We start from the raw sequence: 14,261 nt of genomic DNA, 5'->3' as shown, positions 1-14,261 counted from the left end.
TTTCCTGGGGCGACTTCACATTCGCCGGCCCATCACTAGCTTTAAGCCCGTGAGCACCTTCGATTCCGCCGCCGGCCTTTCCCTTCTGCCCAAACCCTTCGCCGGCTGGTTCGCGGCCAAGGGCTGGCAGCCGCGCGCCCACCAGATGGAGCTGCTCGCCCGCGCCACAGCGGGCGAAAGCCTGCTGCTGATCGCCCCCACCGGCGCCGGCAAGACGCTCGCCGGCTTCCTGCCGGCGCTGACCGACATTTCACGCCGCGGAAAGATCCCGCCCGGTTCCACCTTCACCGGCATCCACACGCTCTACATCTCGCCGCTGAAAGCGCTCGCGGTGGATATCGAGCGCAACCTGATGAAGCCCGTCAGCGAAATGGGCCTTCCCATCACCGTCGAGACGCGCACCGGCGACACGCCGCAGGCAAAGCGCCAGCGCCAGCGCCTCAACCCGCCCGATATCCTGCTGACGACGCCCGAACAGGTCGCCCTCCTCATCGCCAACGGCGAGGCCGAGCGCTTCTTCAAGGACCTCAGATACGTGATCTTCGACGAGCTGCATTCGCTCGTCACCTCCAAGCGCGGCCATCTGCTCTCACTCGGCCTCGCGCGCCTGCGCCGCCTCGCGCCGGGGCTTCGCACCATCGGCCTGTCCGCCACCGTCGCCGAGCCGATGGATCTTCGCCGCTGGCTGGTCGCCCAGGCGCCGGATGCGGGCCACCATGCCGGCCTCGTCACCGCGCCGGGCGGGGCCAAGCCCATCATCACCATCCTGAAGAGCGAGCAGCGCATCCCCTGGTCCGGCCATCAGGCGAAATACGCCATGCCGGAGGTCTACGCGGCGATCAAGGCGCACAAGACCTCGCTGCTCTTCGTCAACACGCGCAGCCAGGCGGAAATCCTCTTCCAGGAGCTCTGGAACATCAACGAGGACACGCTGCCGATTGCACTGCACCACGGCTCGCTCGATGTCGGCCAGCGCCGCAAGGTGGAACAGGCCATGGCGGAAAACCGCCTGCGCGCCGTCGTCGCCACCTCGACGCTCGACCTCGGCATCGACTGGGGCGACGTCGATCTCGTCATCCATGTCGGTGCGCCGAAGGGCGCCTCGCGCCTTGCCCAGCGCATCGGCCGCGCCAACCACCGCATGGACGAGCCGAGCCGTGCCATCCTCGTGCCCGCCAACCGCTTCGAGGTGATGGAGTGCCAGGCCGCGCTCGACGCCAACTATCTCGGCGCGCAGGACACGCCGCCGGTCGGCGCGGGCGCGCTCGACGTGCTCGCCCAGCATGTGCTCGGCATGGCCTGCGCCGCGCCCTTCGACGAGGACGCGCTCTTTGCCGAGATCACCACCGCCTCGCCCTATACCGAACTTTCCCGCGAGAAATTCGGCCGCATCGTGCAGTTCGTGGCGACTGGCGGCTATGCGCTGAAGACCTACGAGCGCTATGCCCGCATCCGCAAGACCGTCGACGGGCTGTGGCGCGTTTCCAATCCGGGGGTCGCCCAGCAATACCGCCTCAACCTCGGCACCATCGTCGAAATGCCGATGCTCAACGTGCGCATGGTCAAGCGCGGCGCCAAGGGCGCGGTCGGGCGTGGCGGCGCCTCGCTCGGCAAGGTCGAAGAATATTTCCTCGAAATGCTGGCGCCCGGCGACACGTTCCTGTTCTCCGGCAAGGTGCTGCGCTTCGAGGGCATCCGCGAGAACGAATGTCTCGTCTCCCAGGCCTTCTCGCTTGATCCGAAAGTGCCGGCTTACGCAGGCGGCAAGTTTCCGCTCTCCACCTATCTCGCCGACCAGGTGCGGGGCATGCTGGACGACCCGCACCGCTGGGGCGAGCTGCCGGACCAGGTACGCGACTGGCTCGCCCTGCAGCGGGACGTCTCGGCCTTGCCCAGACGCGACGAGCTGCTGATCGAGACCTTCCCGCGCGGCAGCCGGCACTACATGGTCGCCTATCCTTTCGAGGGGCGGTTGGCGCATCAGACGCTCGGCATGCTGCTCACCCGCCGGCTGGAGCGTGCCGGCCGCCGGCCGCTCGGCTTCGTCGCCACCGACTATTCGCTCGCCATCTGGGCGCTGGACGACCTCGGCTATTCGTTCGCCATCGAGCGCCCATCGCTCGCGGACCTCTTCGACGAGGACATGCTGGGCGACGATCTCGAGGCGTGGCTCGACGAAAGCTTCATGCTGAAGCGTACCTTCCGCAATTGCGCCGTGATTGCCGGCCTTATCGAGCAGCGCCATCCGGGCAAGGAAAAGACCGGCCGGCAGGTCACGGTCTCGGCCGACCTGATCTACGACGTGCTGAGAAGCCACGAGCCGGACCACATCCTGCTCGAAGCCACGCGCAACGACGCGGCGGCGGGACTTTTGGATATTCAGCGATTGGGCGATATGCTGGTGCGAATCAAAGGCCATATCACCCATCGGCGGCTCGACCGCATTTCGCCGCTCGCGGTGCCGATCATGCTGGAAATCGGCAAGGAGACGGTGGCGGGCGAGGCGCAGGATTCTCTGCTGGCGGAAGCCGCGGAGGACCTGATCGCCGAGGCGATGGGCGAGGCCGGCATTTAGGGAATAGACGACGCGCATGCAGAGACTGGCGCTGGCAGCAATGGACATTCAGGATTTCGGCGCCGTTTCGGCCCGCACGGTCATTGCCGGCGTCGAGGCCGTGTGCGATCCGCTCGGCGCGCTCTACCTGCCGGAAACGCGCCTGCTCGTCGTCTCGGACCTGCACCTCGAAAAGGGTGCCGCCTTCGCCCGGCGCGGCATGATGCTGCCGCCCTACGATACGCTGGCGACGCTCAAGGTTCTGGAAGCCGTCATCGTCAGGCACGATCCCGCCATCGTCGTCAGCCTCGGCGACAATTTCCATGACCGCATCGGCTCCGCCCATCTGCCGGAGATTTTTCGCGCGAAGATCGCGGCGCTGGCGCGCGGGCGCGACTGGATCTGGATCAACGGCAACCACGATCCCGACGGCACGGTGGACCTGCCCGGCCAGTCGGCCGACGAACTGCATTATGCCGGCCTCGTCTTCCGGCACGAACCGTCGCTTCTTGCCCCCGCCGGCGAGATCGCCGGCCACCTGCATCCGGCCGCAACGGTCATTCGCCGCGAGAAGGCGGTGCGCCGCCCGTGTTTTGCGACCGACGGCCGCCGCCTGCTGATGCCTGCCTTCGGCATCATGACCGGCGGCCTCGACCTTCGCCACAAGGCGATGACCGGCCTCTTCGACCGTCAGAGCCTCGTCGCCCACATGCTCGGCCGCGACCGCATCTATTCGGTGCGGTTTTCCAATCTGAGAGGCTAGCCCGCCTTCACCAGCCGAAGGATCGTCGACGGGCCGCCCTGCTGCTCCGTCACGGCGAAGACGGTGCCGTCGGGCGCGACCTTCACGTCGCGGATGCGGGCATCGAGCGGCACGCGTTCCTCGCGGGCAACCTTGTCGCCGTCCATGTGCAGCACGACGAGCCCCTGGCTGACGAGGCCGCCGATCAGGAAAGCGCCCTTCCATTCGGGAATGGCGTCGCCGTTGTAGTAGGCCATGCCGGAGGGGCCGATCACCGGGTCCCAGTAATAAACCGGCTGCTCCGTGCCTTCGAGCGCCGTGATACCCTCGCCCACCGGACCGCCGCTATATTCGATGCCATAGGTCACTTTCGGCCAGCCGTAGTTCTTGCCGGCTTCCGGCCGGTTCAGCTCGTCGCCGCCCTTCGGTCCGTGTTCCACCGTCCAGAGCCGGCCCTCACCGTCCAACGTGGCGGCCTGCAGGTTGCGGTGGCCGTAGCTCCAGATTTCCGGCAGCGCGCCGTCCTTGCCGGCGAAGGGATTGTCCGAGAGCGCCTTGCCCTCCGCATCGATGCGGAAGACCTTGCCGAAGCCGCTGGCGACGTCCTGCGCCCCGACGCGCGTCTCGGCGTCCGAGCGCTCGCCGACCGTGACATAGAGCTGACCCTCCGGCCCGAAGACGAGACGCGAGCCGAAATGCTTGTCGCCATCGTAGGTCGGCATCTGCTGGAAGATGACCTTGACGTCCTGGAGCGCCAGCTTGCCGTCTTCCTCGGTCAGGCGCGCGGAGGCGACCGACGTGCCGTTGCCGCCTTCGCGCGGCTCGGAGAAGGAAAAATAGATGCGGTTCGAGCTTTCGAAGTCCGGGGCGAGCGCCACGTCGAGCAGGCCGCCCTGCCCTTCGGCCATCACCGCAGGCACACCCTCGATCGGCGGGCTCGCTTCGCCGTTCTCCTGCGAGACCACATGCATGGCACCCTCCTTGGTCGTCACCAGCATGCGTCCGTCAGGCAGGAATTCCATGGCCCACAGATGCGGCAGGTCTTCCGCCACGACATCGACGCCGATCTGAGGCACCGCATCGGGAAGTGCGGCCCGGGTCTGGTTCTCGAAGGCCGGCTTCTGATCCGGGGCATTGGCCTCCTGCGTCTCCGCCGTCCTGGCGGTCTGGGCGAAGACCGGGGCGGCGAGAAGCGTGGCGGCGAGCATGGTACCAGTGAGAAGAGAGTTGGTGCGCATGGCTGTTCCCTTGGGGTTCGATCGTGAACGCGTCGGTGGATGCGATATCCGCAATCCACCTTAACGCCCGAAGGGTTCGGCACCGTGATTTGTTTCAACACATCTCTTCAAGAAATGTTTATCGCCCTCAGACGGCCGTCGCTTCCGGCGCATAGCGCGTGATGATCGTGCCGTTGGAGAGCGGCCTTGCCTCGACGAGACCGAAATCCCGCCGCGCGCCCTCCTTGAAGAAGGGGGTGCCCTTGCCAAGCTGCACCGGCACGACGGCCAGCATCACCTCATCGACAAGGCCCGCCTTCAGCAGCGAGTCCGTGAGATCCGCGCTGCCGAAGACATAGATCGGCTTGTCCAGCGCCTGCTTGCGGCGGGAAATCTCGCCAAGGATATCCGCCGTCACCTCCGTGTTGTTCCAGTCGGAGGACGTGATCGTGCGCGAGGCGACGAGCTTCGGCAGGGCGTTCATGAAGGTCTTCACCTCGCCCTCGTCCTCGGTCGTCGTCCAGTAGGCCTTCATGCCGTCATGGGTCACCCGGCCGAAGACGAGCAGGCCGGCGGAGGTGCCGAAATCGTTGCTGAGCTTTTCCAGCTCCGGCCCCCAGGCCTTGTTGTGGAAGTCGAGATCCCATTTCTTCTCGCCCTCGAAGAAGCCGTCGAGCGTCACGAGATTCCAGATGATTACCTTTGCCATCGTCCTGTCCTCCCTTTGCGGGCCTTGCCGCGCCGATTTAAACCAGTTGCGATTTGCAACTGGTTGATGAATAGCAAAACCGATTGTACAATGCAATCAGTTTTTGGAGACCCCGATGAGAGACACAAGCCGCTCCGGCTGCCCGATCAATCTTACCCTCGAAATTCTCGGTGACCGCTGGAGCCTGATCGTGCTGCGCGACATGATGTTCGGCAACCGCCGCCATTTCCGCGAACTGCTGACGAAATCGGAGGAAGGCATCGCCTCGAATATCCTCGCCGATCGCCTGCGCCGCCTCGTCGACGAGGGGCTGATCAGCAAGGCGGACGATCCGAGCCACAAGCAGAAGGCCCTCTACAGCCTGACCGAGATGGGCATCGCGCTCGTGCCGGTCTTCGCCATGATGGGCGCCTGGGGCCGGCGTTTCCTGCCGGTGACGGAAGAGCTGTCGATCCGCGCCGAACTTTTGGAAGACGGCGGACCCGCCATGTGGCAGGCCTTCATGGAGGAGCTGCGCGCCATTCATCTCGGCAGCCCGCCGCCCCCCCGGTCCGTCTTCAACGAACTCAGGGCCGCCTACGAGGCGACCGTCGCCCGGCACGCCGCCAAGGCCTCCGGCTGATCAGTCCCTGCGGAAGACGACGCTGGCAAGCCAGCCCGTCAGCACGGCCAGCAGCACCGAGAGCGCGCCGTAGGCGAGCGAATTGTTGTAGGCGGCATTGGAGATCATCTGCTCGATACCGGTCTTCATCACGCGTAGCGGCAACGCCTTTTCCGCGATGAAGACGCCGTCACGGAAGAGATGGGCGCGCACGACGTGCGTGCCGTTCGGCACGTTCGCCGGCAGCTTCACGGTCGCCTTGAACAGGCTCGCACTGATGAACTGCACCCCGCCCGGATCGCGCTGGTAGAAGCTTCCGCTTTCCTTCAGCCGCCGGAAGGCCTCGCGGAACTCGCCGATCGTGCTGCCGTCGCCGACATAACCGATGGGCGAAAGCCGGATATGCTGGATGCCGACGCCGACGCCGTTGAGCATGGCGGGCTCGGCGATGGTCTCGACATCGCGCGTGCTCGACAGCGAATAGGATTCCGGCACCAGCTCGAAGGTCATCGAGCGACGGTTGACCCATATGCCGAAGACGCGCTCCTTGATGCGCACCGTGTTGTTGTCCTTCGGCCCTTCCAGCGCCACCACGATATCGTATTTGCGCTGGGCGAGCAGGGCCGGATCGTAACCCTCGATGGCGCCGAAGATCGTGAGGTCCGCGCCGCGAAAATCCGAGGAGATCGCGATCTCGTCGGTGGAGATGCCGATCTCGAGCTTTTCGGGAAATTCCACCGGCGGGTCTTCCAGCACCTGGGCTGCCGCGGGCATGGCGAGGCCGAGGACCAGGAGAAGCGTCGCAAGGGCCTTCATCGATAGACCCCCTCGCTGACGACGGAATAGACGTCGGCGGGCGTGACGACGAGATCGACCGCAAGGCGGGCGCCGACGGCAAGCACCAGCAGCGCGAGGAGCGCGCGCAACTGCTCGCCGCGCAGCTTCTGACCGACGCGCACGCCATATTGCGCGCCGATCACGCCGGCCACCATCAGGATGAAGGCGAGCACGATATCGACCGAGTAGTTGGTCGTCGCCTGCACGACCGTCGTATAGGCGGTGACGAAGATGATCTGGAACAGCGAGGTGCCGACGACGACGTTCGTCGGGATGCGCAGCAGGTAGATCATGGCCGGCACCATGATGAAGCCGCCGCCGACGCCCATGACGGAGGTGAGGATGCCGATGCCGAAGCCGAGGCCGATCACCGGAATGACCGAAAGATAGATCTTCGACTTCTTGAACCGCATCTTCAACGGCAGGCGGTGCACCCAGCTATGCTGGCCGGGCCGGCGCAACGAGACGGGCTGGTTGTTGGCCGACCGGCGCATGGCGCGGATGCTCTCGAGCAGCATCAGGGTGCCGACGGTGCCGAGCAGCACGACATAGAGCAGCGAGATGACGAGGTCGAGCTGGCCGATGCTGCGCAGCAGCGCGAAGATCCAGATGCCCACCGTGGCGCCGGCAAGGCCGCCGAACAACAGCACCGTGCCGAGCTTGACGTCCAGCGTGCCGCGCCGGAAGTGCGAGAGCGCGCCGGACATGGAGGACGCGACGACCTGGTTGGCGCCCGTCGCCACGGCGACGATCGGCGGGATGTTGTAGAAGATCAGCAGCGGCGTGATGAGGAAGCCGCCGCCGACGCCGAACATGCCGGAAAGGAAACCGACGGCCGCGCCCATGCCGAGAATGATGAAGATGTTCACCGAGAGCTCTGCGATGGGCAGATAGACAGTCACAACGTTACCCCGATCGGTCGTTCTTCCGCTCGCGCGGAGGCTAGAAGTCCGGCAGCCGCTTCACCCGTTCGTGCCGCCGCGGCTCCTCTTCGGCAGGCAGCGAATGCAGGCAAGCGCCCCGCCGCGGAAAGGACCCCTCCCACCGGCCGGTCGCGCCCTGCATCACGCAAGGATCCGTCATGGGGCGCGGCCATTGCGGCGCGCCCCTGCGCCCTTAGGGATGATGACGTTTGTCGAAGGCGTTATCATCTTGGAGCGACATGAAATTTCTATCGCATAATTCCGCAAATCGGGGCCGATTTAAGGATGGAATCATGCCGGGGGGATACACATTGCCGCAGCGCTTGTCGCACATCGTGAACGACATGCGGCAACCTTGCGGGCCTCATGCCCGCGGGCCGTGGACAAGTCAACCGGAGAAGCCTTTCAGCGGCCTCTCCGGCGGTCCGCCGATCAGCTCGGCTGCTTGTTGCGCTTCAGTAGCTCGGTGACGAGCGCGTCGTCGATCTCGCCGGTCTCCTTCTGGCCAACCGACTTCTGGAAGGCCTTGATGGCGGCAGTCGTCTTCTTGCCCATCTCGCCGTCCGGCGTGCCGGCGTTGAAGCCGTTGTTGTTGAGGATGGCCTGGATGTTACGGATCGCCTTCTTCATGTCGACGCTGGCCGTCTTGGTCGGCTTGCCGACCCATTCGTCGGGCAGGTCCGCCGCGTTCGACTTCTCGTCGAGCGCCTGCGGCTTCCACAGCTCCATCTTCGCCTTGGCGCTGGAAAGCTGTTCCGGACGCATGGCGTTGGCCACTTCGTCGCGCTTTTCCGCCGCATCCTTGTCGCCGTCGCGGGCTGCGATGGCAAACCACTTGTAGGATTCTTCGAGATCCTGCTTCACGCCGTTGCCGCGCGCATAGAGGATGGCGAGGTTGAACTGGCTGTCGCGCACCCCGAGTTCCGAGGCCTTCTGAAACCACTTCGCCGCCGCGTTGAAGTCCGGCGCCTTGTCACCGATACCGGTCGCGAGCAGGACGGCGAGGTTGTGCATGGCGCTGGCATTGCCCTTGCCGGCCGCCACCTCGTAGAGGCCGCGGGCGCGGTTCAGGTCGCGCTCGACGCCCTGGCCCTTCTCGTAGAGGTTGGCGAGACGGTATTCCGCCGGCGCAAAGCCGCGGTCCGCCGCAAGCCCGTACCAGCGGGCGGCTTCCTTGAGGTCGGTCGCAACGCCGCGCCCTTCGGTATAGCGCGCGCCGATTTCGAACAGCGCCAGCGGATCGCCCTCACCGGCCGCCTTGGACAGCGAGGCCGGCGTGATGGCATCGGGAACGACGATCGCCGCCGTCTGCGTCGCATCGATCGGCGCCGTTTCCGCGGCCGCCTTGGTGTCCTTGTCGGCCAGCGGCTCTGCTTCCGGCGTCGTCACCGGCTCGAAGCCGGCTGTCGCATTGTCGTCCGTCATCGCCGGAGCGGTGATGACGTTCGTATCATCCCCCAAGGACCGGGTCGGCGTCGCCTCGACGGCCGCCGCATTGCCGTCCGCGCCGGCAAGGCTGCGTTCGCTTCCGGTTTCGGCCGGTACCGGGTCGGTGACCGTCTTTTCCTCAACAACGGGCGTGGCGGCGGTGTTGGCTGTCACGCTCTCGCCGGCGCCTGCCGTCGTTGCGGCGGGCTTTGTTTCCTCACGGGTCAGGGCCGTCTGCTCGACGAGCACCGGTGCCTCGTCGCCGTTCAGCAGCGTGCTGACCAGCGGATAGGACATGACGGCGAGCAGCACCGCACCGACGGCAAGCAGGATCGGCCGGCGGTGGCGCGCGAGAGCGGAGGCGGGCTTCTCGCCCTTCGCCGGCTTGTCGGCCTTCTTCGTCGGAGCGACGCGGGAGATCGTGTCGGCTTCCTCGGCGGCGAGCTTTGCGGCGCGGCGCGCGGCGGCAATGAAGTCCGCCTTCTCGCCCTCGCCACCGGTGCCCGCCCGGTTGCCCGAGGCCTGACCGGCACGCACGCGCTCGAGGATGCGGCGGACATCCGGCACGCCGGAGCCCGGCTCCAGAAGCTGGTTCGCCTCTTCCGGCGCCAGTTCGTCGGCGGGGTCGATGGAGGGCGTCGGGTCGATCTGGCGGCGTTCGGCCTGCGGGGCGGCTTCCTTGCGGGCGGGCTTGAAGCGGCGCTTCAGGCCGGCCAGCAGGCCGCCCTTCGACCGGTCTTCCGCCTCTTCGCCGGCAAAGGCCACGGCCTCGTCTGCCAGTTCTTCCAGCGGCGCGGGACGTTCGGGGACATCGATATGCTCGACCTCGATCTCGGCGAAACGGCTTTCCTCGTGCGGCGCCGGCTCAGCCTGGCGCAGGTCCGCCGCGCCGAAGCCGTCGTCGTCAAAAGGGTAGTCATTGCCGCCAAGGCCTGCGGCGGGCTCGGCATTGCGGGCGAAATCCATGGCCGGCATGTCGGCGCGCGGCATCGCCGCTTCCCGGCGGCCGAAGGTCTCGCGCGGGGCGTCGAGCTGTTCCAGGCGGCCGGCGATCTGCACCAGCGTGTCGTGCAGGGCATCGAAGGTGCGCGCCGTGCGGTCCTCGCTGGAGCGGGTCAGCTCCTCCAGCGCGCGCAGGTCGCCGGCAAGACCGGCGATCGCGTCCATGTCGGTGTTGGCGGCAGCGGCCGGGCCGGCGTGGCGATAGGCTTCCATCACGGCTTCCGCCGCCTGGCGGGCGGCCTCGACGATATATTCGTCATTGGTCGCCATGTAGTCTTCGATCGTCGCGAGCCGGTTCTCGACGTCCGGCGACATCGCGGGGGACGAGGAAGACGGCGTGCTGATCAGCGTGGAGAGATGCGCGATCTGCGCTTCGAGGCCGCGCAGGGCCTCCTGGTCGCCGACGGGCGCTGCCCGGGTCGCGTCGAGCCGGTCGGCGATCGCCGAGAGGCGGCCTTCGATATGCGAGAAGCGATCGTCCTGGAACGGGCTGCCGACGGGCGCGTCGAGACCGTCGATGCGGCGGGCGAGCGCGTCCAGCCGGTCGGCCAGTTCGCCGTTGACGCTGCCCTGGTCGAGCGCGTCGATCTTGCGGGAAATATCGGAGAGATAATAGGCAAGCTCGTCGCTGCCGGCCATGACGGGCGCGGCCTGCTGGTTCTGGCTCTGCTCAAGCATCTGCGAAAGCTGCTCGATGCGCTCTTCGAGACGCAACGCGGCGCGCTCGTTCGACATTTCCTCGATGCGGCTCGCCAGCGCCTCGATGCGCAGGCCGAGCCCCTGGTCGTGCGCGGGCGCCGGGCGGCGGGCGATGAGGTCGAGCTGGCCGGCGAGATCGGCGATGCGGCCTTCGAGGCGCTGCATCATGCCGTGGTCGGCGGACGGCGACTGCTGCATGCGGCCGGCCGCCGCGATGGCGCGACTGATCTCGTCGAGGCGCGTGTCCAGCCCCTCGAACTGCGAGGTGACGGCGGAGACGAAACGGCCGTTGTCCGGCTCGCTGCGGCGGCCGAGCATGTCGACCGACTGCGCGATCGTCTCGATCTTGCTTTCCAGCGCGCGGATCGCCGGCGTCGCGCTCATCGTGTTGATCTGGTTCTTCAGCTCGTCGAGCCGGTAGGCGAGCGCCACCAGCTCGTCGTCGCGGGTCTGGTCGAAGACGGAGAGCTTCTGCTCGACGCCGTTCCAGCGGTCCTCCATGCGGCGCACGGAATCTTCGCGGGCAAGGCCGTCGAGCACCGAGCGCAGCTCGTCGAACTCGACGCGCAGGCCTTCGGCATGGCCCGATTGGCGGCCGAGCTGGTTGATGCCGGTGGAAAGCCGCAGCAGCTCCTCGCGCAGGTCGTCACCGTTGCCGCGACCTTCGGCCATCTGGCGGATGCCGCGGATTTCCGAGCGCAGCGACTGCATTTCGCGTTCCAGCCCGTCGGCGATATCCTTCTTGAGGTCCTGGCGCAGCGAAACGAGCGCCTTGGCGATGTCCTCGACGGAGCCTTCCGTGCGGGCGGGCGCGGCCGTGCCGTAGGCGGCGTGGGCCTGCTGGGCGGCTGTATGGTGATCGCCGGAGAGCGGGCGGCGTTCCGCGCGCGGGGCAACGCGCTCGCGGCCGCCCTCGATGGCGCGCTGGCGCTGCATGATCTCGGAGACCGGATCGTCGCGCAACGGAATGTTGCGCGAATGCTCGTAGCGGGCCGGCTGCTCGGTGCGCGGGGCAAACCGCTCCTCGCCGCGCCCGCGCGCGTCCCGGCCGTTCGCCATCAGGCCTTCGATGCGGGCTTCCAGCCCCTCGATGGTGCGATTGAGCGCGTCGAGCGAAGACCGTTCGCCATGACGTTGCGGGTTTCGCGATCCGTTCATCTTTCGCCTCGCTTTGGCGGCCTCACGGCCTGCCGGGAGATACCCTTGACGGCGCTGCCGCCCGGCTGCGCCCTGTTGCATCCGGCGAAACCTCTCTCGCCGTCATCGCTGCATGCGGGGGAATCCGTATCGTCCCTGTCCCATCCGGGCTGTCCGTCCCGGCGTCACAGAGGGAAGCCGAAATGATTCCCGATCCCACGCCCTCAAGCGCCACAATTCATGGAACGTGGTAAACAAGCAGTTAACCTGGCCCGAATTTTTTTAACGATTTGCTCATAGACTGGATTGAAGGAAGAAAGCGGATGATTGCGGGACAGTTGGATACGGGCCCGGTCGGCTTGCCTGAAGAACAAGAAGGCGCCTCCCAGCGTTCTGGGTCGCCGCCTTCCTCGCCTCTCTGATGAAAATTTCGTCGCTTCTCACGTTTTGACGTTTACGCAAACGTCAAAGTTTTATACACTCCCTCCCCAAGGACCGGACTCCTGTCCGTGGCATAGGTGAGGAACGCGAGAAATGCCGATCTACAAGGCCCCCGTGAATGACACGCTTTTCATCCTGAACGACGTCCTGTCGCTCGAGCGCTACAACAACCTGCCCGGTTTTGCCGATGCGACTGGAGACATGGTCGAAGCCATTGCCGGCGAGGCCGCAAGGCTTGCCGAGGAGGTGCTGTTCCCGGTCAACCTCTCGGGCGACCAGGAAGGCTGCAAGCGCAGCGACGACGCGGCCGTGACGACGCCGAAGGGTTTCAAGCAGGCCTATGACCTCTATCGCCAGGGCGGTTGGATCGGCCTTGCCGTGCCGGAAGAATTCGGCGGCCAGGGCCTTCCCTACGTGCTGCACACCGCCGTCGGCGAATACATGTCGTCCGCCAACATGGCGCTGATCATGTATCCCGGCCTGACGCAGGGCGCGATCGCCGCGATCCTGGTGCACGGCTCCGACGAACAGAAGGCCGCCTACCTGCCGAAGATGGTGGATGGCACCTGGACCGGCACGATGAACTTGACGGAGCCCCATTGCGGCACCGACCTCGGCCTCCTGCGCACCAAGGCCGTGCCGCAGGCCGACGGTTCCTACAAGATTTCCGGCCAGAAGATCTTCATTTCCGCCGGCGACCACGACATGTCTGAGAACATCGTGCATCTGGTGCTCGCCCGCATCGAGGGCGCGCCCGAGGGCACCAAGGGCATCTCGCTCTTCATCGTGCCGAAGTTCATGCTCAAGGACGACGGCACCCCGGGCGAGAAGAACGGCGTCTCCTGCGGCGCCATCGAGCACAAGATGGGCATCCACGGCAACGCCACCTGCGTCATGAACTACGACGAGGCGACCGGCTTCCTCATCGGCGCGGAGAACAAGGGCCTCAACGCCATGTTCGTGATGATGAACGAGGCGCGCCTCGGCGTCGGCCTGCAAGGCCTCTCCATCGCCGAGATCGCCTACCAGAACGCCGCCAACTATGCCCGCGAGCGCCTGCAGGGCCGCTCGCTCTCCGGCGTCAAGAACCCGGATGGCAAGGCCGACCCGCTGATCGTCCACCCGGACATCCGCCGCACGCTGATGACCATCAAGGCCTGGACGGAGGGCGGCCGCGCCTTCACGCTCTGGACCGCGCTGAAATCCGATATCGCCCACCGCTCGGCCGATGCGGCCGAACGCCAGTCCGCCGACGACATCCTCGGCCTGATGACGCCGATCCTCAAGGGCGTCTTGACCGACAAGGGCTTCGACCATGCCGTCATGGCCCAGCAGGTCTTCGGCGGCCACGGCTATATCGAAGAGCACGGCATGAGCCAGTATGTGCGCGACGCGCGCATCGCCATGATCTACGAAGGCGCCAACGGCATCCAGGCGCTCGACCTCGTCGGCCGCAAGCTCGGCATGAACGGCGGGCGCGCCGTCATGGCCCTCTTCAAGGAAATCGGCGATTTCTGCGAGGAGAACCGCGCCGACGAAAAGCTCGCCCCCTTCACCAAGGGCCTCAAGAAGGGCTTGAACGACCTGCAGGCCGGAACCATGTGGTTCATGCAGAATGCCATGGCCAAGCCCGACAATGCCGGCGCCGGCTCGACCGACTACATGCACCTCTTCGGCCTCGTCGTCGTCGGCTACATGTGGGCGAAGATCGCGAAAGCCGCCGAGGAAGGCCTTGCAAACGGCGCGGACGAGCGGGAAGACTTCCTGAAGAACAAGCTGGTGACGGCGAAGTTCTTCATGGAACGACTGATGCCGGAAACGGCCCTGCGCAAGACCCGCATCGAGGCCGGCGCGGACACGATGATGGAACTCGCCGCAGAGGCATTCTGACGCTTCGCCTCATCCTCTCTCCCCGCAAGCGGGGCGAGGGGCTACAGTCGCAGGCCGCGAGCCAAAAATTCTAGGGCGCAA

General features: G+C 66.2%; 9 protein-coding genes. 4 read left to right on the top strand and 5 right to left on the bottom strand.

Annotation, left to right across the window (positions count from 1 at the left end):
- Nucleotides 1-49: 49 nt before the first annotated feature.
- A complete protein-coding gene (locus Q9316_RS01965; RefSeq protein ID WP_306033589.1) occupies nt 50-2,575 on the top strand; it encodes a ligase-associated DNA damage response DEXH box helicase in 2,526 nt (841 codons plus the stop codon).
- Between the two features lie 16 nt (nt 2,576-2,591).
- Nucleotides 2,592-3,317 carry a ligase-associated DNA damage response endonuclease PdeM gene (gene pdeM, locus Q9316_RS01960; RefSeq protein ID WP_306033588.1) on the top strand — a complete coding sequence of 242 codons (726 nt, stop codon included), beginning with the start codon at nt 2,592-2,594 and terminating at the stop codon, nt 3,315-3,317.
- On the opposite strand, the gene Q9316_RS01955 is transcribed toward pdeM, so the two are convergent.
- Nucleotides 3,314-4,534 carry a PQQ-dependent sugar dehydrogenase gene (locus tag Q9316_RS01955; RefSeq protein WP_371877943.1) on the bottom strand — a complete coding sequence of 407 codons (1,221 nt, stop codon included), beginning with the start codon at nt 4,532-4,534 and terminating at the stop codon, nt 3,314-3,316. The two genes, pdeM and Q9316_RS01955, sit on opposite strands and share 4 nt — an antisense overlap.
- Nucleotides 4,535-4,661: 127 nt before the next feature.
- Nucleotides 4,662-5,222 (bottom strand): dihydrofolate reductase family protein, encoded by a 561-nt coding sequence (locus Q9316_RS01950; protein ID WP_306033587.1) that lies wholly within the window; start codon nt 5,220-5,222, stop codon nt 4,662-4,664.
- A 115-nt stretch (nt 5,223-5,337) separates the two neighbouring features.
- Between Q9316_RS01950 and Q9316_RS01945 the strand changes: the two genes are divergently transcribed.
- Entirely contained in the window at nt 5,338-5,844 is a 507-nt protein-coding gene (locus Q9316_RS01945) for a winged helix-turn-helix transcriptional regulator (RefSeq protein WP_306033586.1), read from the top strand.
- Here the strand turns inward: Q9316_RS01945 and Q9316_RS01940 are convergent, their stop codons facing one another.
- The 3 genes from Q9316_RS01940 to Q9316_RS01930 form a co-directional block, all read right to left on the bottom strand.
- A complete protein-coding gene (locus Q9316_RS01940; protein WP_306033585.1) occupies nt 5,845-6,639 on the bottom strand; it encodes a TIGR02186 family protein in 795 nt (264 codons plus the stop codon).
- The gene (locus Q9316_RS01935) at nt 6,636-7,562 is read right to left on the bottom strand and encodes a sulfite exporter TauE/SafE family protein (RefSeq protein WP_306033584.1); all 927 of its coding nucleotides are present in this window, start codon (nt 7,560-7,562) and stop codon (nt 6,636-6,638) included. Before Q9316_RS01935 ends, Q9316_RS01940 begins: the two co-directional genes overlap by 4 nt.
- Nucleotides 7,563-8,015: 453 nt before the next feature.
- Nucleotides 8,016-11,870, bottom strand: a complete 3,855-nt coding sequence (locus tag Q9316_RS01930) for a peptidoglycan-binding protein (RefSeq protein ID WP_306033583.1) — start codon at nt 11,868-11,870, stop codon at nt 8,016-8,018.
- Between the two features lie 513 nt (nt 11,871-12,383).
- Here Q9316_RS01930 and Q9316_RS01925 point away from each other — a divergent pair.
- Nucleotides 12,384-14,180, top strand: coding sequence for an acyl-CoA dehydrogenase C-terminal domain-containing protein (locus Q9316_RS01925; protein WP_306033582.1), 1,797 nt, complete (start codon nt 12,384-12,386; stop codon nt 14,178-14,180).
- Nucleotides 14,181-14,261 lie beyond the last annotated feature (81 nt).

The sequence above is a fragment of the Shinella zoogloeoides genome (genome assembly GCF_030733845.1).
GTDB classification, from domain to species: domain Bacteria; phylum Pseudomonadota; class Alphaproteobacteria; order Rhizobiales; family Rhizobiaceae; genus Shinella; species Shinella zoogloeoides_C.
Note: the sequence above shows the minus strand (reverse complement) of the source record. Positions and strands in the feature narration are given on the sequence as shown.

What these genes read in the sequence shown, in the direction of transcription:
- Q9316_RS01940 (WP_306033585.1), bottom strand. Translation starts at nt 6,639, where the DNA reads ATGAAGGCCCTTGCGACGCTTCTCCTGGTCCTCGGCCTCGCCATGCCC.
- Q9316_RS01925 (WP_306033582.1), top strand. Translation starts at nt 12,384, where the DNA reads ATGCCGATCTACAAGGCCCCCGTGAATGACACGCTTTTCATCCTGAAC.
- Q9316_RS01930 (WP_306033583.1), bottom strand. Translation starts at nt 11,870, where the DNA reads ATGAACGGATCGCGAAACCCGCAACGTCATGGCGAACGGTCTTCGCTC.
- Q9316_RS01945 (WP_306033586.1), top strand. Translation starts at nt 5,338, where the DNA reads ATGAGAGACACAAGCCGCTCCGGCTGCCCGATCAATCTTACCCTCGAA.
- pdeM (WP_306033588.1), top strand. Translation starts at nt 2,592, where the DNA reads ATGCAGAGACTGGCGCTGGCAGCAATGGACATTCAGGATTTCGGCGCC.
- Q9316_RS01950 (WP_306033587.1), bottom strand. Translation starts at nt 5,222, where the DNA reads ATGGCAAAGGTAATCATCTGGAATCTCGTGACGCTCGACGGCTTCTTC.
- Q9316_RS01955 (WP_371877943.1), bottom strand. Translation starts at nt 4,534, where the DNA reads ATGCGCACCAACTCTCTTCTCACTGGTACCATGCTCGCCGCCACGCTT.